A 19,793-nucleotide genomic window follows, 5' to 3' on the forward strand; every position below is an offset into this window, starting at 1 on the left:
GGGGCCGCCGGGCCGCATACCCGGGGCCCCTCCTCTGTACGTGCGCGGGGAGGCCCCGGGACCTCGTTAGTGTGACTGGATGGGACTTGAGAGGGTGAGGCTTCAGCCCGTCGGTGAGGGTGATCTGGCTCTGCTGGAGCGGTTCTTGGTGGAGCCCGAGAGCGCGGGGCCGTTCCAGTGGTACGGGTGGTCGGATCCCCGGCGCTGGCGGCGGCGGTGGGCGGAGAACGGGCTGCTGACCGACGACGGCGGACAGTTGATGGTGGCGAGCGGGGACGAGCGGCTCGGGTTCGTGGCGTGGCGGAGGATCGTCGTCCGCCCCGGCTCCTCCTGCTGGAACATGGGCATCCAGCTGCTGCCCCACGCCCAGGGACGCGGCATCGGCACGCGGGCCCAACGGCTGCTCGTCGAGTACCTGTTCGCGCACACCCCGGTCGTCCGGATCGAGGCCGACACGGAGGCGGAGAACATCGCCGAGCAACGCGCCCTGGAGAAGGCCGGTTTCACCCGCGAGGGAATACGGCGCAGCATCGTCTTCCGCGACGGGCGGTGGCGGGACGGGGTCTGCTACAGCATCCTTCGCGACGATCTTCCGGCCGGTTCCGCCGGCCGCTAGAGGCCGGTGTCCCCCTCGGCCACCCCGAGGAGCGGAGCGGCGCCGCTGGCCTCCTGGCCGGCCAGGGGCGGCAGGAGGTCCTCCCTCACCTCGCCGACGTGCGAGGCGTGGACGCGGTCGAGGAGTGCGGCGTAGGCCGCGATCATGCGCGTACGACTGAACCGCTCGCGGCTGCGGGCCAGCACCGGCGCGAAGTCGGCGCGGCCGGCGACCGCGCTCGACCAGGCCAGGGCGATGGCGCCCGGGTCCGGCGGGGTGATGAAGCCGTGTCCGGCGACGATGGCCGCGCTGTCGCCGACGTCGGTGGTCACCGGGACGGCTCCGCACATCATGCCCTCGATGAGGCACAGCGGGGCCGCCTCGCCGGAGATCGAGGTGAGGGCGACGACGTCGGAACCGGCGTACACCGCCTCCATGTCCCGCCGTACGCCGAGCAGGTGCATGCGCCCGCGCAGCGCCTCCTCGTCGGCCCCGAACGCGACCGCGATGTCCGCCCAGAGCGCGGGGTTGTCGTCCGTCATCCCGGCCCCGCACATCACCACGTGCCCGCCGCCCTCGCGGGCCAGCCAGGCACGGGCGGCGCGCAGGAAGAGGGAGACGTTCTTCATGGCGGCGTAGCGGGCGGCGAAGACCACCACGGGCGCCGTCGCCGGGATCCCGAGCGAGGCCCGGAACGCTGCCCGGATCGCCGGGTCCGGACGGAAGCGCAGCAGGTCCACACCGTTGGGGATGACGTGGAGCAGTTCGCCGGGGATGCCGGCGGCCCGGTACGCGTCCCGGGTCGACTCGGCGCAGCACACGCAGGCGACGACCGTGCCGTCGGCGATGGCGGCCTTCAGCTCGTCCAGGGCGGGGCCCTGGTTCTCGGGGTCGGAGCGGTGCAGGCAGACCACGACCGGCCGGCGCGGGAGCCCGGCCTGGTTCAGCAGCGCGAGCGGCTGTTCCTTGAGGGAGAGGATCACGTCGGCCCCGGCCATGGCCCGAGCGGTTTCGGCCAGCTCGGGTCCGCTGAAAACAGACGCCGCCACGGAGCCGTCCACCAGCCCGGCGGCGCGGCCCAGCGAGGTGACCCCGACGCCACCCGCCGTGAGCGAGCGGTAACAGGCGTCGTCCTCCATCCGCTGCCGGGTGGCCTCCCGGTGCACCTCACCGTGGATGCTCAGCACCCGGTGACGCTGCTGGCCGCCCTCGGCGAGCCCCAGCACCGCGTCGCTGTGAACGATCCGGGCTCCGCCGGAGAAGAAGCCCTCGTAGACCGAGAGCACACGCAGTCCGTGCCTCGCGCGCACACGACCACCCGCCTTGCATAAAATCGAGCCAAACCCCTGAATAGTGGGTTAGCCGATATGAGGCGGTACGGACATTTCGTACAGATGAACGGCGTGTCTCATGTCGAAGTCGCATCAATGACGCGAGGTACGTCACACGACCGCGCCGGGCCGTCCCGGCGGACCACGTGCGGGTCCGCCGGGACGGGGGACCTATGCCCCGCGGATCACTTGCCGCCGGTCACTTGCCGCAGAACTCCGCCTCCGTCACCGCCGCCGTGTCCCCCACCCAGTCGCCGTTGAAGTTGAGGGCGAGGGAGTGGCTGCCGTCCGTTGTCGTCACCGCCGTGGAGGCGGAGCCGTGGATGCCGCCGTCGTGGCCCCAGACGTGGACGCCGCAGCTCAGGGTGGTGTCGATGAGGCCGAGGCCGTAGCCGGCGTTCGGGATCTGTGACTTCACCGTGGTCTTCATCTCCTTCAGCTGCCGCGGCGGAAGCAGCTTTCCGCCGAGGAGGGCGCTGTAGAAGCGGTCCAGGTCCGCGGAGTCCGAGATCATCTCGCCGGCCGAGGAGGCGATGGAGGGGTTCAGGGTCGTCACGTCGTACGTCGGGCCCGTCGCCGTCAGGGCGAGTGTGGAGTAGGCGCGGCTGCTGGGCCGCGGGACGGTGACCCGGGTGCCGGGCAGGGAGGTGGCCGTGAGGTGCAACGGCCGGAGGATGCGGCGGGTGATCTCGGTGGCGTACGAGTGGCCGGTCACCTTCTCGATCACCATGCCGGCCAGGACGTAGTTGGTGTTGGAGTAGTTCCAGGACGTGCCCGGCGCGAAGTCCGGCTTGTGCTTCATGGCGATCGCCACCAGGTCGAGCGGGGTGACCGTGTCGTAGCGGTGCCGGAAGAAGCCGTCCTTCAGGAAGTACGTGCGCCCGAAGTCCTCGTCGGCCGTGTAGTTGAAGATGCCGCTGGTGTGGTTGAGGAGCCGGCGGACCGTGACGGTCCGGCCGTCGTGGCCGTTGCCGCGCACCACCCCCGGCAGCCACCGGTCCACCGTGTCGTCGAGGGACAGCCGCCCCTCCGCCTCCAGTTGGAGCAGGACGGTGGAGACGAAGGTCTTGGTGATGCTGCCGACGCGGTAGCGGTCGGCCGTCGAACGCGGCTTGCCCGTGCCGGTGTCGCCCACGCCGGCCGTCGCGGACCAGGTGCCGTGGGCGTCCTCGGCGGTGGCGGTCACCCCGGGGACGCCGGCCCGGACCGCCGCCTGAATCGCGCGGCGGGCGGCGGCGTGGGTGTCGGTGGAGCGGGCGCCGGTGGCGGTGCCGGCCGCGAAGGCCGGGCCCGCCACGGCCGCCGCCAGGAACAGGGCGGTGGCGCCCACCAGGGTCGTACGTGCACGCATGTCTTCCCCCAAACTGTTCGGTTCGGTCGGGGGAAGTGACCGGGTGCCGGTGTGCGAAGGTTGCCCCGCTGTAAGCCGGTTGAGCGACTCTCAGCCCTTCTTCAGGACCAGCTCCGTGTTGCGGTCGTTCGCGTCGCCCGCGAGGCCCTTGTTGGCGCCGGGGGCGTTGAAGGACAGCTCGCGGTAGAGGGCCGCCAGGCCGGTCTGGGAGAGATCGGAGAAGTCCGTGCGGTGGGGGGCGGCGGACTCGATGAGGGTCGTGAAGACCGAGAGCGTGCCGTCCTTGTTGTCCACCAGCTCGATCACGCGGGCCAGCTGGGGGTAGTCGACGTGCGAGGCGGTGGAGATCTCCCAGAAGGAGCGGCCCCCGGACGTGGCGTGCGGGGTGATCACGTTCTTGTGGATGTGCCCGTTCACCCAGGCCAGCACGTTGGTGTGGCTCGCGAGGAGGGAGACGACCTCGGCCCCGTTGTGGCGGCGCTCGCCGGGGTGGGCCGGGTCGGGGCGGGTGTTGGTCATCGTCTTGCTGGTGTGGTGGCTGAAGACGACGACGTACGAGTCCTTGTTGTCCTTCAGCGTCCTGTCGAGCCACTTCAACTGGGCGGTGCCGATGGAGCCCTCGTAGTGGCCGCCCGCGTCGGTGGTGTCGAGGCTGATGCCGATGACGTCGTCGGAGATGCGGAAGGCGTAGTACTGGGTGCCCGCGTCGAGGTTCGCGGAGGAGTAGCCGTGGCCGACCGGGCCGTGGCCCTGGTAGGCCGGGTCCAGGTGGGCCTTGAGGTAGTCGGCGGCGGTGTACGGCGCCCGCTTCTCGTCCGGGGTGACCGAGCGCATCGACCGGGCGTGGGCCTTGAGGAAGTCCCGGTACTGCACGCCCTTGGGGTCCGTGGCGTTCTTGATGGCGTCCTGCAGCTTCTTGGCGTCGGCCGCGGACACGCTCATCAGCTTCTTGCCGCCGATGGCCGCCTGCGCGAGGTAGGGGTCGGCGTGGGAGCCGTAGCAGCCGAGGGGCAGGGCGTCGTGGTTGCCGACCGTCGAGTACCAGGGCAGCGTGAGGCCGGGGCTGCGGGCCTCACGGACGGCGGCGGCCATGAAGCCCCGCAAGTGCGGGAAACCGAGCACCTTGTCGCCGTCGCGCAGGGTGGAGTCGGGCTGCCAGTACAGCTTGAGGCCGCTGTTCTGCACGCCCTCGTAGTGCCGCGGGTCACCGGAGTTGGGGGTGATGCGGCCCCCGCTCATCACCTTCATGAACCACTCCAGCTCGGAGTGGGCGTTGTTGTCGGTGTTGTCGCCGGTGGTCATCACGAAGTGCAGCGGGGAGCCGGTGACGGGGGCACCCCGCAGCGCGTTGACCCGCTCGACGAGCGAGACGGCGCCCTGGACGGTCAGCGCCTCGTGCGGCCGCCAGGCGTGCTGGTCGGTGGAGCGCAGGAACTCCAGGCGCAGCGGGTGCTGGGTGTCCATCAGGTGCAGGTCGGTGAACTGCACGAACGCGGCGAGGGTGGCACGGCGGGCCGCGCGGCCGGTCTTGGGGGCGGCCAGCTCGCCGCGCACCACGCGCTTCCAGCCGGGGCCGTCGCCGAGGCGGCGGAAGCCGGAGGCGGTGCGCGGGGCGGCGACCGAGGCGACGGTGGTGCCTCTGGTGTACGGGGCGAGCGGGGCGGCCCAGGCCTTGCGGGAGGAGGCGACGGGGGCCTCGGAGGCGGCGGCGTGGGCCTCGGGCGTGGTGGCGGCCTGGCTCTCGCCGGGCCGCAGGGCGTAGCCGACGCCCGCGGAGACGGACACCGCCGTGGCGGCGGCGAGGACGGTACGGCGGTTGACCCCCAGAGCGGAGGTGGCGACAGAGCGTATGCGCGACATGGCGCGGTCTCCCCGAGTGCGAACGCGTCGGCAGTGGTCGCGGGGCGGTCGCTGTCGCGAACATCCCGCTCACTTTGGATCGTTGGCACCAGGGATGACCTGCGCGTGAACGGGACGGCAACGGGCAGCGCCGATCACCGTACGTGGATCACGGGGTACCGGGGGTGGTCATGGAGTGGATTGCGGGCGGCCGGGGCGCGGTCACTCCGTGTTCATCTGCGGGGGTAGGGGACGGGCCTCGGGCCCGGTGTGCAGCCTTCCGTCGGTCGGCCGTTCGCGCCACAGCCGCAGGGCGATGTCGACCAGCCGGATCCGGGTCAGTCCGGGTACGGCGGTCAGGTCGTGCCAGGCGGCCAGGTCGGTGGAACCGCCCACCTCGTTGCGGAGTTCACCGCCGGCGATCTCGCCCTCGTAGATGATCCGCAGGCCCTGATGGTCGGTGGGCGGGCGCAGCCGCCTGCGGCCCAGGACGTGGCGGGCGGAGTCCATGCCGAGGAGACCGGTGACCGTGATGCGGTAGCCGGTCTCCTCGGTGACCTCCCGTCGGACGGTGTCGTAGGGGTCCTCGCCGTGTTCCATGCCGCCGCCGGGCAGCACCCACTCAGGGGTGCCGTCGGGGGCCGGGGAACGGGCGAGCAGGATCTGTCCGCCGCGGACGCACACGGCGTAGGCCGCCACCCTCAACTTCTCGCGCACGCGGTGACGTTAACGCGGCCGGGCCGGATTGGCAGGCGAGTATTCCGGCGCGGACCAGCGCAGCGGCACCGCCGCCGGGGTGTGCACGGCCTCGGTGAGGGTGAAGCGGACCGTCCGCTCGCCGTCGCCGGTGAACTCCGTGCGGGCCTCGCCGGTCAGCTGGAGGGCCGTGCCCGTCGTCCAGTCCAGGAAGAGCAGTCCGGCGCGCGGGTCGGTCTCCAGGTTGCCGAGGGTGAGGAACATGGAGTTGCCCGGGTAGTCGCGCCAGCTCAGCTCGCGGGGTGAATCGGCCCTGACGAAGCCGGGGTTGCCGCCGCGGTGGCTGACGTCCGCGCCGCCGGTGTGCACGGTGGCGACGAAGAAGGTGTCGGCCGCCGCCACGAACTCGGTCTGGGCCGGGGTCAGTTCCGCCGACCGCAGGGCTGGGCCGGGGGTTCGGTCGGTGAGGTCGTACGTCTCCCTCTTCTGCAGGTACTTGGGGCAGTTGGCGAACACCCGGTCCGCCTCGATCTCGAACCCCCGGCCCGTGGGCCGGAGCCGGCCGTTCAGGCGCATGCGGCGGCGGGTGCGTGGGTCGAGCGCGAGGGTGCCGACGGGGGTGCCCGGTGCGGTGAGGGCCGTCGCGAGCGGGTCGGTCGGGGGTGGCCCTCCCCCACTGCCGAAAGCGTGGGTGGTACCCCCAGCGACGGAGACCCGGTGCGGGCCCGTGGCCCGGACGAAGCCGGGGGCGCCGGACAGCGGCGAGGCCCAGACCCGGCCCGTCGCCGGGCTCGCCGCGCCCACGATCAGCAGCGGCTGGAGCTCCAGGAAGGCGGCGGCCACCGGCTTGATGCCCTGGCCGATGGCGCGCCCCACGTGGTCGGCCGTGTCGCGCACGCCGACGCGGTCCTGCACCGCCCGGGAGCCCCGGTGGAACACGTCCGCCGCGTCCATGCCGGGATACGCGCTCATGGCTAGAAGAAACCGCAGGTCGGCGCGGACTCGTGCGGGGCCGGGGCGCCCTCGGCGCCGTCCGGGACGAAGACCTCCAGGCGGGTGCCGTCCGGGTCGTGGAAGAAGATCCCGCCCGAGACCGCGCCCTCACTGTGGGCCACCACGCCCTCGTGGGCGAAGTCCACGCCGGCCGCCCGCAGTGCGGACTCGTACCGGGTGACCTGGTCGATCGAGTCCGCCCTGAAAGCGAGGTGGTGCAGGCCGGCGCTGCCGCTGTCGTACGACCCCCGCGCCTGCTGCCAGAGGGTGAGGACGGGGCCGTCGTCGTCGCCCAGGTACGCGTACCGGCGGTCGTCCTCCTTGCCCTCGGCGAGCAGGGCGAAGCCGAGGACGTCCCGGTAGAAGGCGAGCGAGCGGTCGAGGTCGGTGACGTTCAGGCCGATGTGGCCGGTGCGCAAGGTCATGGGTGTGCCCTTCTGCCGTTCCCCGGCGATCCTTTTGATCTAACCTGCGTAAATGAGGTTAGAGGTTAGAATCGAGAACGTCAACCGGTCACGTACTCTTGAGCGGTTAGCAGAGAAGGAGTCCCCATGGCCGCCGCCCCCGATCCCCGCCCCCTCACCGGTGAACCGCTCGCGCTCGACCTGCTCAACACGCGGTGGAACCACGAGGGCGTCACCGAGGACCTGCTCACCGACACCGACGGTCTGGCGGTGTGGCTCACGAGCAACGGTCTGGACGGCACCTACGCCCCGGCCCCGGAGGTGCTGGGACACCTGCGCACGGCACGGGACGCGCTGCGGGCCGTCGTGGACGGGTCACTGGAACAGGGGGCGCCGCTGGTCGACGATGTCCTCGCGCACGGGCGGATCCGCCCCACGCTCACCGCCGGGGGGCCGGGTGAGCACCCCGAGTTCAGCGACCCCGCCTGGGGTCCCGCCTGGCTCGCCGCCCGGAACTACCTGGAGCTGCTGGCCACCGCGCCGGACCGGATCCGCGCCTGCGCGCACGAGTCGTGCATCCTGCACTTCTTCGACACCTCGCGGAACGGCACCCGCCGCTGGTGCTCCATGGCCGCCTGCGGCAACCGCGCGAAGGCGTCCCGCCACTACGCCCGCTCCAAGGAATCCTGAGCGAACCCCACCATTTGCGACCAATACCCCGAATCGCATCGCGGGTTTTCCCCATAGCTCCATCTCGATTCGGTCAACGACTCCCAAACACCTGTCCCTTGGGTAAAGCTGAGCGCTCGTCCGGAGCGGCATCCCGGACGATCACGACCCGGCCCGACCGGGCCGTTCTCTCGACGCTCGTTCCTTTACCTACAAGGGATGCAGATGACCCAGACCCCCCAGCGTGACCCCGCACCGGGCGCCAGACGCCTGGCCCGCATAGCCGTGGCCGTCGGTGTCGTGGCCGCGCTCTCCGCGACCGGGCCGATACCCATGGCCTTCTCCGCGACCGCCGGGCAGCAGCCCACCACCGCCGACCCCGGCGTCAAGTCGGCTCAGGACAAGCTCGGTTCGGACGATGCCGAGCTGCTGGCCGACGCCAAGGCAGCGGGCGCCAAGAACGTCACGATGATGATCGCGACCGCGCCGGGGCGGACCGAGCAGGTCGCCGACGAACTGGACGCGGTCAAGGGCGGCTCGGTGGGCCGTACGTACGACAAGCTCGGCTACGTCCGGGCCACCGTCCCCACCGGCCGGGCGGACGCCGCGATCGCCGCCGCCGCGAAGCTGTCCTCGGTGCACGCGATCGACCTGCGCCAGGAGATCCAGCTCGACGACCCGGCGCCGAGCGCGGACACCGCCAAGGGTGCTCAGTCGACTGCCACGAGCACGAGCTACCCGGCGCCGAACAAGAACACCCCGGCCGAGAACCCGTACAACCCGTCCTTCGAGACGGGCGCCGTCGACTTCGTGCAGGACCACCCGAAGGCGGACGGCCGGGGCATCACCATCGGCATCCTGGACTCGGGCGTCGACCTCGGCCACCCGGCCCTGCAGAAGACCACCACCGGCGAGCGGAAGATCGTCGACTGGGTCACCGCGACCGACCCGATCGTCGACAGCGACCAGACCTGGCGCCCGATGGTGACGTCCGTGTCGGGGCCGAGCTTCACCTACGGCGGCAAGACCTGGACGGCGCCCGCGGGGTCGTACCAGATCAGCACGTTCAAGGAGTCGTACACGGCCGGCGGCGACGCGGCCGGCGACGCCAACCGCGACGGTGACACCACCGACTCCTGGGGTGTCCTGTACGACGCGGCGGCCGGCACCGTCACCGTCGACCTGAACAACAACAACGACTTCAGCGACGACACGCCGATGAAGCCGTACAAGGACGGCTACCAGATCGGCTACTTCGGCACCGACAACCCGGCCACCGACGTGGTCGAGCGGCAGCCGTTCGTCGTGCAGATCCGCAAGGACGTGCCGATGGACCCGTTCGGCGGGTCCTGGGTCGGCAAGAAGGCCGACTTCGTCAACATCGGTGTCATCGAGTCCGAGCACGGCACGCACGTCGCCGGCATCACCTCGGCCAACGGCCTGTTCGGCGGGAAGATGAACGGCGCCGCCCCCGGCGCGAAGATCGTCTCCTCCCGGGCCTGCACCTGGACCGGCGGCTGCACCAACGTCGCGCTCACCGAGGGCATGATCGACCTCGTCGCCAACCGTGGCGTCGACATCGTCAACATGTCGATCGGCGGCCTGCCGGCGCTCAACGACGGCAACAACGCGCGCGCCGAGATGTACACGCGCCTCATCGACACCTACGGCGTCCAGCTGGTGATCTCCGCGGGCAACTCCGGCCCCGGCGCGAACACCATCGGCGACCCGGGCCTGGCCGACAAGGTCATCTCGGTCGGCGCCGGCATCTCCAAGCAGACCTGGGCCTCCAACTACGGCTCCCTGGTGGAGAAGAAGTACGCGCTGCTGCCCTTCTCCTCCCGCGGCCCGCGCGAGGACGGCGGCTTCACGCCGACCCTCGTCGCCCCCGGCGCGTCCATCAACACCACCCAGACCTGGCTGCCGGGCTCCCCGGTCGCCGAGGCGGGCTACAAGCTTCCGGCCGGCTACTCGATGCTGCAGGGCACCTCGATGGCGTCCCCGCAGGCCGCGGGCGCGAGCGCGCTGCTGCTGAGCGCCGCCAAGCAGAAGGGGATCGAGCTCACCCCCGCCGAGCTGCGCACGGCCCTGACCTCGACCGCGGACCACATCAAGGGTGCGCAGGCGTACGAGGAGGGTGCGGGCCGGATCAACATCGTCGACGCGTGGGAGTCCATCAAGGACGACGCGACCGCGCACGACTACACGGTCAAGGCACCGGTCGACACCGCGATCGACTTCGCCCTGAAGACGCCGGGCTTCGGCACGGGCCTGTACGACCGCGAGGGCGGGCTGAAGGCCGGGCAGAAGAAGACGTACGACGTCACCATCACCCGTACCTCCGGCCCGGACCGGGCGCTGTGGCACGAGCTGAACTTCGAGAACAACGCCGGTGACACCTTCCGGATCGTCGGCGACGACATGGTGCGGCTGCCGCTGAACCAGCCGGTGACCGTCAAGGTCCAGGCGGCCCCGCGGTCCGCGGGCCTCAAGAGCGCGATCCTGGAGGTCGACGACCCGAGGACGGAGGGGATCGACAAGCAGATCCTCACCACCGTCGTGGTCTCGGCCCCGGTGAACTACACGTACTCGGCCTCGGGTTCGGTGCAGCGCAACAGCACGACCTCGTACTTCGTGAACGTGCCGGCCGGCGCCAAGTCCCTCGAGGTCGCCATGAGCGGGCTCGCGGACAAGAGCCAGACCCGGTTCATCGCGATCCACCCGTACGGCACGCCCGTCGACAACACCTCGACGCCGTTCTGCTACAACAACTACCTCGACGGCAACGGCTGCAAGCCCGACGTGCGCGCGTACGCCGACCCGCAGGCCGGTGTCTGGGAGATCGAGGTCGAGTCGCGCCGTACCTCGCCGCTGCTCGACAACCCGTACAAGCTGGACGTCACCCTGCTCGGCGCGGCCTTCGACCCGGAGACCGTGACCGTGCCCGAGGCCAAGGTCGGCACCCCGGCCGCCGCCTCCTGGAAGGTGACCAACGGCTTCGCCGCCTTGGACGGCAAGCTGGTCGGCGGTCCGCTCGGCTCCTCCAAGACGGCCCGGCCGGCCATCAAGCAGGGCGAGACCCAGACCACCACGGTCACGGTGCCCGAGGGCGCCAAGTCGCTCGACGTCGCCATCGGCGGCGTCTCCGACACGGCGGCCGACCTCGACCTGACGGTGTACGACGCGAACGGCAAGCAGGTCGCGCAGTCCGCTGACGGCGACTCCGAGGAGGCGGTCTCCATCGCCTCGCCGGCCGCCGGCACGTACACCATCGAGGTCGTCGGCTACTCGGTCCCGTCGGGCTCCACCGACTACGACTACCGTGACGTGTTCTTCTCCTCCACCCTCGGCACCGTCTCCGTCGACGGCTCCGCGCCGGTGAAGCTCGGCACGGGTGACTCGGCCACGGTGACCGGTCAGGTCACGGCGGCCGCGGAGGCCCCCGCGGGACGCGAGTTCTTCGGGCAGGTCCAGCTGGTGAACGCGCGCGGCACGGCCGCGGGCGTGGGCAGCGTGAAGATCGAGAAGGTCACGCCGTAACCGTCGGGCCTTGGCTCGGCACGTAGGGCTGATGGGGGCGGGCGTCCTGACGGGCGCCCGCCCCTTGGCGTGCGGGGTCAGCCGCAGGTGTCCTCGGCCGTCGGGGTCGATGTCGGTGTCGACTTCTGCGTCTGCGTGCCCAGTTCCCGGAGGAGCTCCGCCCGTTGGGCGGCGAGCTCCGTCCTGTCGGTCACCCACAGGTCCGCCACGGCGGAGGAGTGGCTGAGGATGCCGATCAGGACGTGGGTGCCCGCGCGCGGGGCGGGGTCGATCGCCTCGTCCGTGCGGACGGTGATCTCGGCCCTGCCCTCGGCCGGCTTGTAGTGGCGGGTCACGCGCACGGTGACGCTGCGCAGTTCGGTGCCGGGGACGCGCTGTACGGCGGTCACGTCGCCCTCGACGACGAGCCGGGCACAGTCCAGCAGCCCCGACTCCGCCCCGTACGCGCCGCCGGCCTTGGCCCCGCTGTCGCTCGCGCCGCTCTTCATGTCGCTGCCGGTGCCCGTCTGGGTCAGCAGCCAGGCCATACCGGACAGCACGGTCGCGACGGCGGCCACGGCGAAGGCGCCGACGGCGAGGCGCAGGACGCGGGGGCGCCGGGGGCGCCCGGGCCGTGCCGCCCGCACCGGGGCCGGCCGCTCGGCCGTCGCGGCCTTCGGGGGGTCGGCGAGCGCGTCGCCGATGATCCCCAAGTGTTCGCGCAGCAGCGCCACGTCGGCCTGAGCCGACCGGTGCGCGGCCATGAAGGCGGCGTCGGCGCGGGTCTCGTCCGACAGGGGTTCGTCCGCGAGCACGGCGAGCAGCGCGTCCATGCCGTCATCACCCCCCTGTTCGTCGCGTCCTTCGCGGCCCTCGTGTCCGTCGTGTTCGGCGGTCACGTCACACCACCTCGTCCTCGTGCAGGCGGGCGCGCATGGCCCGTACCGCCGCGTGCAGCCTGCTCTTGACCGTGCCCTCGGGGATGCCCAGCTGGTCGGCTATCCCGCGCACCGGCAGGTCGGCGTAGAAGCGCAGGACGAGGATCTGACGCTGGGCGTCGGGCAGTTCGTCCAGTCCCTGGGCGACGGCGACGGAGAGCAGGCTGGTGTCCTCGCCGGAGGGGTGCTCCCCCTGCCGCAGCGAGGCCAGGCGCTCGCCGAGCCGATCCTGGCGGCGCTTGGCACGGTGCCAGTCCATGGCCAGGTTGGAGGCGACGACGGCCGCCCACGCGGACACGTCCCGCGGCGCCTCCTCGCCCTTCGCGGCCCGCTCCAGCAGCCGCAGGCGGACCTGCTGCACCCCGTCCAGCAGGTCCGCCTGAGGAACCCCGCCGAGTGCGAGCACCGCACGTACCCGGCGTTCCTGGGCCGCGTCCAGCGGATCGTCCCCTCCGTGGTCCGCCCCCTGGCCGCGGCGGGCCTTGATGCGCAGCACAGCCACCCCTCCCCTCGCCGCGTTTCCCCTATGACGCCCGTGGGAGGGGAAACGTTCGGAGGGTTCGGAGTGTTTTTCCGCGATCTTCCGGACCCGGTCAACCCCTCCCCCGGGCGGCCCGCGCTGCTGGAGTACGACATCGCGAGCGACGAGTCGTGCGTCACACCGGTCCGGAGACCGAGATGCGGATCACGAGCTCCGGCGGCGGGCCGAGCGGCATCCCGATCCTGTGGGAGCTGGACGAACACCTGTCTCCGATACGCCGGATCGGTACAGCTTCCGGTCTCCAGCGGCTGCCGAACGCAATCCTGCAGATGCGGACCAGCGGGAAGTGGGAGATCGAGAACCGCGACCGACAGGAGTGACTGTCCGCTCCTCGGGCAAAGGATTGGACACGACGGCCGGGGTCGGACGCATGATGGAAAGGCCCCGGCCACGCCAGGGGCACCCGCAAGCCACGCAAAGGAGTCGCAGTGAGGGTCGGAATCGTCGGAGCCACCGGTCAGGTCGGCACGGTCATGCGCAAGATCCTCACGGAGCGGAACTTCCCGGTCACCGAGCTGCGTCTGTTCGCCTCGGCCCGGTCGGCCGGGTCGGTGCTGGACGGCGTGACGGTGGAGGACGCGGCGAGCGCCGACTACACCGGCCTGGACATCGTGCTCTTCTCGGCGGGCGGCGCGACGTCCAAGGCGCTGGCCGAGAAGGTCGCCTCGCAGGGTGCCGTCGTGATCGACAACTCCTCGGCCTGGCGCAAGGACCCCGAGGTGCCGCTGGTCGTCTCCGAGGTGAACCCGCACGCCGTCGCCGACCGGCCCAAGGGCATCATCGCCAACCCGAACTGCACCACGATGGCCGCGATGCCGGTCCTGAAGGTGCTGCACGCCGAGGCGGGTCTCGAGGCGCTGGTCGTCGCCACCTACCAGGCGGTGTCCGGCTCGGGCGTCGCGGGCGTGGCCGAGCTGCACGGGCAGGCGCAGAAGGTGGTCGCCGACGCGGACAAGCTGACGCACGACGGCGAGGCGGTCGACTTCCCGGAGCCCGCCGTCTACAAGCGGCCCATCGCCTTCAACGTGCTCCCCCTCGCCGGCAACATCGTCGACGACGGCCTGAACGAGACCGACGAGGAGCAGAAGCTCCGCAACGAGTCCCGCAAGATCCTGGAGATCCCCGAGCTGAAGGTCTCCGGCACCTGCGTGCGCGTGCCGGTCTTCTCCGGCCACTCCCTCCAGGTCAACGCCCGTTTCGCGCGCCCGCTGTCCCCGGAGCGCGCCACGGAGCTGCTCTCCGACGCCCCGGGTGTGGTCCTCACCGACATCCCGACCCCCCTCCAGGCGGCCGGCAAGGACCCGTCGTACGTCGGCCGCATCCGCCGTGACGAGACCGTCGACCACGGCCTGGCCCTGTTCATCTCCAACGACAACCTCCGCAAGGGCGCGGCGCTGAACGCCGTCCAGATCGCGGAGCTGGTGGCGGCGGAGCTCTCCGCGAAGTAACACGCGCGGCACGACGCCGACGCGGACGGAAGGGGCGGCCACGATCCGGTGGCCGCCCCTTCCGTCCGTCCCCGTCACGTCCCCGTCACGTCCCGTCGGCCGTCCGGTCCGCGTACGCGGCGACCGCTGCGGCGAGCAGGGCCAGTCCCGCGCCCAGGCAGAGCACGGCGGTGGGGCCGGGGCCGTCGGTGAGGCGGCCGCCGGTGAAGGCGCCGAGGGCGATGGCCGTGTTGAAGACGCCGGCGAAGAGGGCGGACCCGGCCTCGCGGGAGTGCGGGGCGGTGGTCGACAGCCAGGTCTGGGCGGACACCGAGACACCGCCGTAGGCCAGTCCCCAGGAGACGAGCAGGGCGGTCGAGGCGGGCAGCGAGTCCGCCGCGAAGACCAGCAGCAGGACGGCCGTGCCCAGCGCCGCGGAGAGCACGAGCAGGGCCCGGCGCGGATCGCGGGCCGCGAGCGTGCCGCCCGCGAAGTTCCCGGCGACGCCCGCGACGCCGTAGGCCAGCAGGAGGGTGCTGACCAGTGCCGGTCCGGTGCCGGGGACGCGTTCCAGGAGCGGGCGGACGTAGGTGTACGCGGTGAAGTGGCCGGTGACCAGGAGGGCCACGGTGACCAGGCCGAGGCCGAGGCGGGGCGCGCGCAGGAGGCGGACGAACGCGGACGGCAGCACCGGGCGCTCGGCGGGCAGCGGCGGCAGGACCACGGCCAGGCAGCCCGCCACGGCGAGCGCGCAGGCGGCCGTCCCGGCGAACGCCCACCGCCAGCCGCTGACCGAGCCCAGGAAGGTGCCGACCGGGACGCCGAGCACCGACGCCACCGCGATGCCGCTGAAGATCAGGGCGGTGGCCCGCCCGACGGACGCCGTGGGCACCAGTCGTACGGCGAGCCCGGCGGCCACCGCCCACACGCCGCCGATGCACACCCCGACCAGGACGCGGGCGGCGAGCAGGACGGGGAGGGCCGGGGCGAGCGCGGAGAGCAGGTCGGCGGCGCCCAGCAGGAGCAGCAGCGCGCACAGCACCGTGCGCCGGTCGGTGCCGCGCACGACCACCGGCAGCAGGGGCGCGCCGACCGCCGCGACCAGGCCGGGCAGGGTCAGGGCGAGGCCCGCGCCGCCGGTGGTGACGCGCAGGTCGGCGGCGAGCGAGGTGAGCAGTCCGACGGGCAGCATCTCGGTGGTGACGACGGAGAAGGTCGCGGCGGCGAGCACGAGCACGGCGGCCCACGGACGGCCGGGCGCGCGGGCGGTGGGAGGTCCCGGTGCGGTGACGGCAGGGGTCGTGGAGGGCATGCCCCCACCCTTTTGCCCGCCCCGCCCCGGAACAACGGCCTCGACGGCCAGGCTGGGCGACGGGCGCTCGGCCAGGGGCCAAGGGCCAGGGGCTACGGGCTAGGGCCGTCGCACCTCGTAGAGGAAGCAGCCGTACTCCACGGCCCGGACGTGCACCAGGGCCACCTCGGGGTCGGTGAAGGCCTCCGTGAAGGCTTCGTCGAAGGCGGCGGGTCCGGCGGGGTCGGTGACGAGGCGGCCGCCCAGGATGCGTCCGTCGGCGGAGTAGCGGCGGACCGTGCGGTGGGCGTGGGTGAAGGGCAGGACGCCGCCGGACGGCCCCGGGCACTCCTCCGCGTGGATGAAGACGGGGCCCTGTTCGTCGTAGGCGCCCGGCTCGGCTCCGGTCGCGGCCGCCCAGCGGCGCAGCGGGGCGTAGGAGACGAGGGCGATCTCCTCGCCGGGGTCGCTGCGGCGCAGGCAGCAGCGCAGCGGGGCGCCGCCCTCCTCGTCCGTCAGGAGCACCGCCGGGCGTCCCGCGTCGTCCGTGGAGCGGAGTTCCTTGAGGACCCGGGGGTCGATGGGGCGTGCGGTGTACGTGGTCATGGGCCCAGGCTGGCGTGTTTGCGGCCCCCGTGACCGGCGGGATCCGGACATCGCGTTCCCCTCGGGTCCCATGGAAGGATGACGCAACCCACACATAACGAGGAGATGACCGCGTGCCTGGCACAAACCTGACTCGCGAAGAGGCGCGGCAGCGGGCGAAGCTGCTGACCGTTGACTCGTACGAGATCGATCTCGACCTCTCCGGCGCGCAGGAGGGCGGCACCTACAGGTCCGTGACCACGGTGCGCTTCGACGTCACCGAAAACGGTGCCGAGTCCTTCATCGACCTGGTGGCGCCGGCGGTCCACGAGGTCACCCTGAACGGCGACCCGCTCGACCCCGACCAGGTCTTCAAGGACTCGCGGATCGCCCTGCCCGGCCTCCTTCAGGGCCGCAACGTCCTCCGTGTCGTCGCCGACTGCGCGTACACCAACACCGGCGAGGGCCTGCACCGCTTCGTCGACCCGGTCGACGAGCAGGCGTACCTCTACACCCAGTTCGAGGTGCCGGACGCCCGCAGGGTCTTCGCCTCCTTCGAGCAGCCCGATCTGAAGGCCACCTTCCAGTTCACGGTGAAGGCACCGACTGGCTGGACGGTCATTTCCAACTCGCCCACGCCGGAGCCCAAGGACGACGTCTGGGTCTTCGAACCGACGCCGCGGATCTCGTCGTACATCACCGCGCTGATCGTCGGCCCGTACCACTCGGTGCACAGCGTGTACGAGAAGGACGGGCAGAGCGTGCCGCTCGGCATCTACTGCCGTCCCTCGCTCGCCGAGTTCCTCGACTCGGACGCGATCTTCGAGGTCACCCGCCAGGGCTTCGACTGGTTCCAGGAGAAGTTCGACTACGCGTACCCCTTCAAGAAGTACGACCAGCTCTTCGTGCCGGAGTTCAACGCGGGCGCGATGGAGAACGCGGGCGCGGTGACCATCCGCGACCAGTACGTCTTCCGGTCCAAGGTGACCGACGCGGCGTACGAGGTCCGCGCGGAGACGATCCTGCACGAGCTGGCCCACATGTGGTTCGGCGACCTGGTCACCATGGAGTGGTGGAACGACCTGTGGCTGAACGAGTCGTTCGCCACCTACACCTCCATCGCCTGCCAGGCCTACGCGCCCGGATCGCGCTGGCCGCACGCGTGGACCACGTTCGCGAACTCGATGAAGACCTGGGCGTACCGGCAGGACCAGCTGCCGTCCACCCACCCGATCATGGCCGAGATCCGCGACCTGGACGACGTGCTCGTCAACTTCGACGGCATCACGTACGCCAAGGGCGCGAGCGTGCTCAAGCAGCTCGTCGCGTACGTCGGCATGGACGCGTTCTTCCAGGGCGTGCAGGCCTACTTCAAGCGCCACGCCTTCGGCAACACCCGCCTGTCCGACCTGCTGGGCGCCCTGGAGGAGACCTCCGGGCGTGACCTGAGCACGTGGTCGAAGAAGTGGCTGGAGACGGCCGGCATCAACATCCTGCGCCCGGAGATCGAGACCGACGCGGACGGCGTCATCACCTCCTTCGCCATCCGCCAGGAGGCCCCGGCCCTGCCCGTCGGCGCCAAGGGCGAGCCGACGCTGCGCCCGCACCGGATCGCGGTCGGCCTGTACGAGCTCGCGGACACCGGCAAGCTGGTCCGTGCCGAGCGCGTCGAGCTGGACGTGGACGGCGAGCTGACCGCCGTACCCGAGCTGGTCGGCAGGCACCGCCCGGCCGTGATCCTGCTCAACGACGACGACCTGTCGTACGCGAAGGTCCGCCTGGACGAGCAGTCCCTGGCCTTCGTCACCGAGCACCTCGGCGACTTCGAGTCCTCCCTGCCGCGCGCCCTGTGCTGGGCGTCGGCCTGGGACATGACCCGCGACGCCGAGCTCGCCACCCGCGACTACCTGTCCCTGGTGCTGTCCGGCATCGGCAAGGAGTCCGACATCGGCGTCGTGCAGTCGCTCCAGCGCCAGGTGAAGCTGGCCATCGAGCTGTACGCCGACCCGGCCGCCCGCGAGGCCCTGCTCACCCGCTGGACGGACGCGACGCTGGCCCACCTGCGTGCCGCCGAGGCGGGCAGCGACCACCAGCTGGCCTGGGCTCGCGCCTTCGCGGCGACCGCCCGCACGCCGGAGCAGCTGGACCTCCTGGAGGGTCTGCTGGACGGCACCCAGACGATCGAGGGTCTGGTCGTGGACGCGGAGCTGCGCTGGGCGTTCGTGGAGCGCCTCGCGGCGGTCGGCCGCTTCGACGAGGCGGAGATCGCGGGCGAGGCCGAGCGGGACAAGACCGCGGCCGGCGAGCGGCACGCGGCCACCGCCCGTGCGGCCCGCCCGACGCCGGAGGCCAAGGCGGAGGCCTGGGCCGCGGTCATCGAGTCCGACAAGCTCCCGAACGCCGTCCAGGAGGCGGTGATCGGCGGCTTCGTGCAGACCGACCAGCGCGAGCTGCTGGCTACCTACACGGACCGGTACTTCGAGGTCCTCAAGGAGGTCTGGGACGCCCGCTCCCACGAGATCGCCCAGCAGATCGCGATCGGCCTCTACCCGTCGGTCCAGGTCTCCGAGGAGACCCTGGCCAAGACGGACGCGTGGCTGGCCTCGGCCGAGCCCAGCGCGGCCCTGCGCCGCCTCGTCTCGGAGTCCCGCTCGGGCATCGAGCGGGCCCTGAAGGCCCAGGCGGCGGACGCGGCCGACGCGTAGTCGTCCGTACGGTGACGGGGGCGTCCGGCGTTGTGCCGGGCGCCCCTTCGCGTGGCTTCTGCGAGCGGTACCGGCGCGACCAGCGGTACCGGCGCTGGGTCCTGTCGTCAAACTCGCGTCGTCCGCCCGGCGGGCGGGCCTCGCGGCGTCAGGTGCTTGTTCCAGGCGAAGACGGCGACGGCGGAGGAGGCGACCCCGACGTACAGGAGCGGCAGGACCGTGCCGGCCTCGCCTCGAAGCCGCCCTGGACGGCGAGGCTCGTGCCGTAGGCGGGCAGCAGCAGGGCGCTGCCCAGCAGGAACGTGGTGAACAGGAAGGCGGTGCCGCCCAGCGCGGCGGGCCTACGGCGCAACAGCGCGCTGTACGAGGCGAAGCAGCAGGCCGCGGCCACCATCCACCCGGCGCCCTGGGCGAAGCCCGCCGCTCCCCCGCCGGACGCTCCCCCGCCGGCCAGCAGCAGCACGCCTGCGCAGGCGGTGAGCAGTCCGGTGATGCGGCGCGCTCCGAGCCGGACGCCGCCCATCCGCCGTAGACCGCCATGAGCACCGGCGACGCGGCCATGATCATGCCCATGGTGGCGGCCGGTGTGGTCAGTCCGGCCTGGTTGACGAGGGTGTTGTAGCCGGCCACGCCGAGAAGGGAGGCCAGGAGCACGAATCCGAGGTGCCGCCGGATCGTCCGCCGCTGCCGCCATGCCTCCCGCGCGCCGAAGGGGGGCCGCCGCGGCCAGGGCCACCGGCCAGCGCCATAAGGCCTGCTGGACGGGCGGCACGCTGTCGTGCAGGGCACGGGAGGTGACGAAGCTGCCGGACCAGACGAGCGTGGCGAGGGCGGCGAGGGCGAGGCCGAGGGCGGCTGTTCCCGGAGTGCGAGGAGGTGGGAGTGGTGGTGGTCCTGGGCAGGACGGCG

16 protein-coding genes and 1 pseudogene are annotated in these 19,793 nt (G+C 71.9%); 6 read left to right on the top strand and 11 right to left on the bottom strand.

Annotation, left to right across the window (positions count from 1 at the left end; all coding sequences use genetic code 11):
* Nucleotides 1-79 precede the first annotated feature (79 nt).
* Complete coding sequence (locus ACWGKT_RS24270; protein WP_453275339.1) at nt 80-616, top strand: GNAT family N-acetyltransferase; 537 nt, start codon at nt 80-82, stop codon at nt 614-616.
* On the opposite strand, the gene ACWGKT_RS24275 is transcribed toward ACWGKT_RS24270, so the two are convergent.
* The 6 genes from ACWGKT_RS24275 to ACWGKT_RS24300 form a co-directional block, all read right to left on the bottom strand.
* Entirely contained in the window at nt 613-1,881 is a 1,269-nt protein-coding gene (locus ACWGKT_RS24275) for a glycosyltransferase (RefSeq protein ID WP_453275390.1), read from the bottom strand. The genes ACWGKT_RS24270 and ACWGKT_RS24275 overlap by 4 nt on opposite strands.
* 244 nt (nt 1,882-2,125) lie before the next feature.
* Nucleotides 2,126-3,277 (bottom strand): serine hydrolase domain-containing protein, encoded by a 1,152-nt coding sequence (locus ACWGKT_RS24280; RefSeq protein ID WP_453275340.1) that lies wholly within the window; start codon nt 3,275-3,277, stop codon nt 2,126-2,128.
* Between the two features lie 90 nt (nt 3,278-3,367).
* Entirely contained in the window at nt 3,368-5,137 is a 1,770-nt protein-coding gene (locus ACWGKT_RS24285; protein ID WP_453275341.1) for a TIGR03767 family metallophosphoesterase, read from the bottom strand.
* 201 nt (nt 5,138-5,338) lie between these two features.
* Complete coding sequence (locus ACWGKT_RS24290) at nt 5,339-5,833, bottom strand: NUDIX hydrolase (RefSeq protein ID WP_453275342.1); 495 nt, start codon at nt 5,831-5,833, stop codon at nt 5,339-5,341.
* Nucleotides 5,834-5,842: 9 nt separating this feature from the next.
* Nucleotides 5,843-6,784, bottom strand: a complete 942-nt coding sequence (locus ACWGKT_RS24295) for a pyridoxamine 5'-phosphate oxidase family protein (RefSeq protein WP_453275343.1) — start codon at nt 6,782-6,784, stop codon at nt 5,843-5,845.
* Between the two features lie 2 nt (nt 6,785-6,786).
* Nucleotides 6,787-7,230 carry a VOC family protein gene (locus tag ACWGKT_RS24300; RefSeq protein WP_453275344.1) on the bottom strand — a complete coding sequence of 148 codons (444 nt, stop codon included), beginning with the start codon at nt 7,228-7,230 and terminating at the stop codon, nt 6,787-6,789.
* A 126-nt stretch (nt 7,231-7,356) separates the two neighbouring features.
* Between ACWGKT_RS24300 and ACWGKT_RS24305 the strand changes: the two genes are divergently transcribed.
* Nucleotides 7,357-7,899, top strand: coding sequence for a CGNR zinc finger domain-containing protein (locus tag ACWGKT_RS24305; RefSeq protein ID WP_356145086.1), 543 nt, complete (start codon nt 7,357-7,359; stop codon nt 7,897-7,899).
* A 204-nt stretch (nt 7,900-8,103) separates the two neighbouring features.
* Nucleotides 8,104-11,418, top strand: coding sequence for a S8 family serine peptidase (locus ACWGKT_RS24310; RefSeq protein WP_453275345.1), 3,315 nt, complete (start codon nt 8,104-8,106; stop codon nt 11,416-11,418).
* A 77-nt stretch (nt 11,419-11,495) separates the two neighbouring features.
* On the opposite strand, the gene ACWGKT_RS24315 is transcribed toward ACWGKT_RS24310, so the two are convergent.
* Nucleotides 11,496-12,296 (bottom strand): hypothetical protein, encoded by an 801-nt coding sequence (locus ACWGKT_RS24315; protein ID WP_453275346.1) that lies wholly within the window; start codon nt 12,294-12,296, stop codon nt 11,496-11,498.
* A gap of 1 nt (nt 12,297) precedes the next feature.
* Nucleotides 12,298-12,837 (bottom strand): RNA polymerase sigma factor, encoded by a 540-nt coding sequence (locus tag ACWGKT_RS24320; protein WP_235459133.1) that lies wholly within the window; start codon nt 12,835-12,837, stop codon nt 12,298-12,300.
* Between the two features lie 176 nt (nt 12,838-13,013).
* Between ACWGKT_RS24320 and ACWGKT_RS24325 the strand changes: the two genes are divergently transcribed.
* Together ACWGKT_RS24325 and ACWGKT_RS24330 are read left to right on the top strand one after the other, a co-directional pair.
* Entirely contained in the window at nt 13,014-13,196 is a 183-nt protein-coding gene (locus ACWGKT_RS24325; protein ID WP_453275347.1) for a hypothetical protein, read from the top strand.
* A 108-nt stretch (nt 13,197-13,304) separates the two neighbouring features.
* On the top strand, nt 13,305-14,324 hold the full coding sequence (locus ACWGKT_RS24330) for an aspartate-semialdehyde dehydrogenase (RefSeq protein ID WP_235459135.1): 1,020 nt from the start codon (nt 13,305-13,307) through the stop codon (nt 14,322-14,324).
* An 85-nt stretch (nt 14,325-14,409) separates the two neighbouring features.
* Here the strand turns inward: ACWGKT_RS24330 and ACWGKT_RS24335 are convergent, their stop codons facing one another.
* Nucleotides 14,410-15,615 (bottom strand): MFS transporter, encoded by a 1,206-nt coding sequence (locus ACWGKT_RS24335; protein WP_453275348.1) that lies wholly within the window; start codon nt 15,613-15,615, stop codon nt 14,410-14,412.
* A gap of 99 nt (nt 15,616-15,714) precedes the next feature.
* On the bottom strand, nt 15,715-16,200 hold the full coding sequence (locus tag ACWGKT_RS24340) for a DUF1203 domain-containing protein (protein WP_453275349.1): 486 nt from the start codon (nt 16,198-16,200) through the stop codon (nt 15,715-15,717).
* Nucleotides 16,201-16,313: 113 nt separating this feature from the next.
* Between ACWGKT_RS24340 and pepN the strand changes: the two genes are divergently transcribed.
* Nucleotides 16,314-18,884, top strand: coding sequence for an aminopeptidase N (gene pepN / locus ACWGKT_RS24345; protein ID WP_453275350.1), 2,571 nt, complete (start codon nt 16,314-16,316; stop codon nt 18,882-18,884).
* Between the two features lie 134 nt (nt 18,885-19,018).
* On the opposite strand, the pseudogene ACWGKT_RS24350 reads toward pepN, so the two are convergent.
* Nucleotides 19,019-19,746: pseudogene (locus ACWGKT_RS24350) on the bottom strand (DMT family transporter); the annotation flags it as partial.
* Nucleotides 19,747-19,793: the final 47 nt, after the last annotated feature.

Source organism: Streptomyces sp. NPDC054794 (assembly GCF_053611585.1).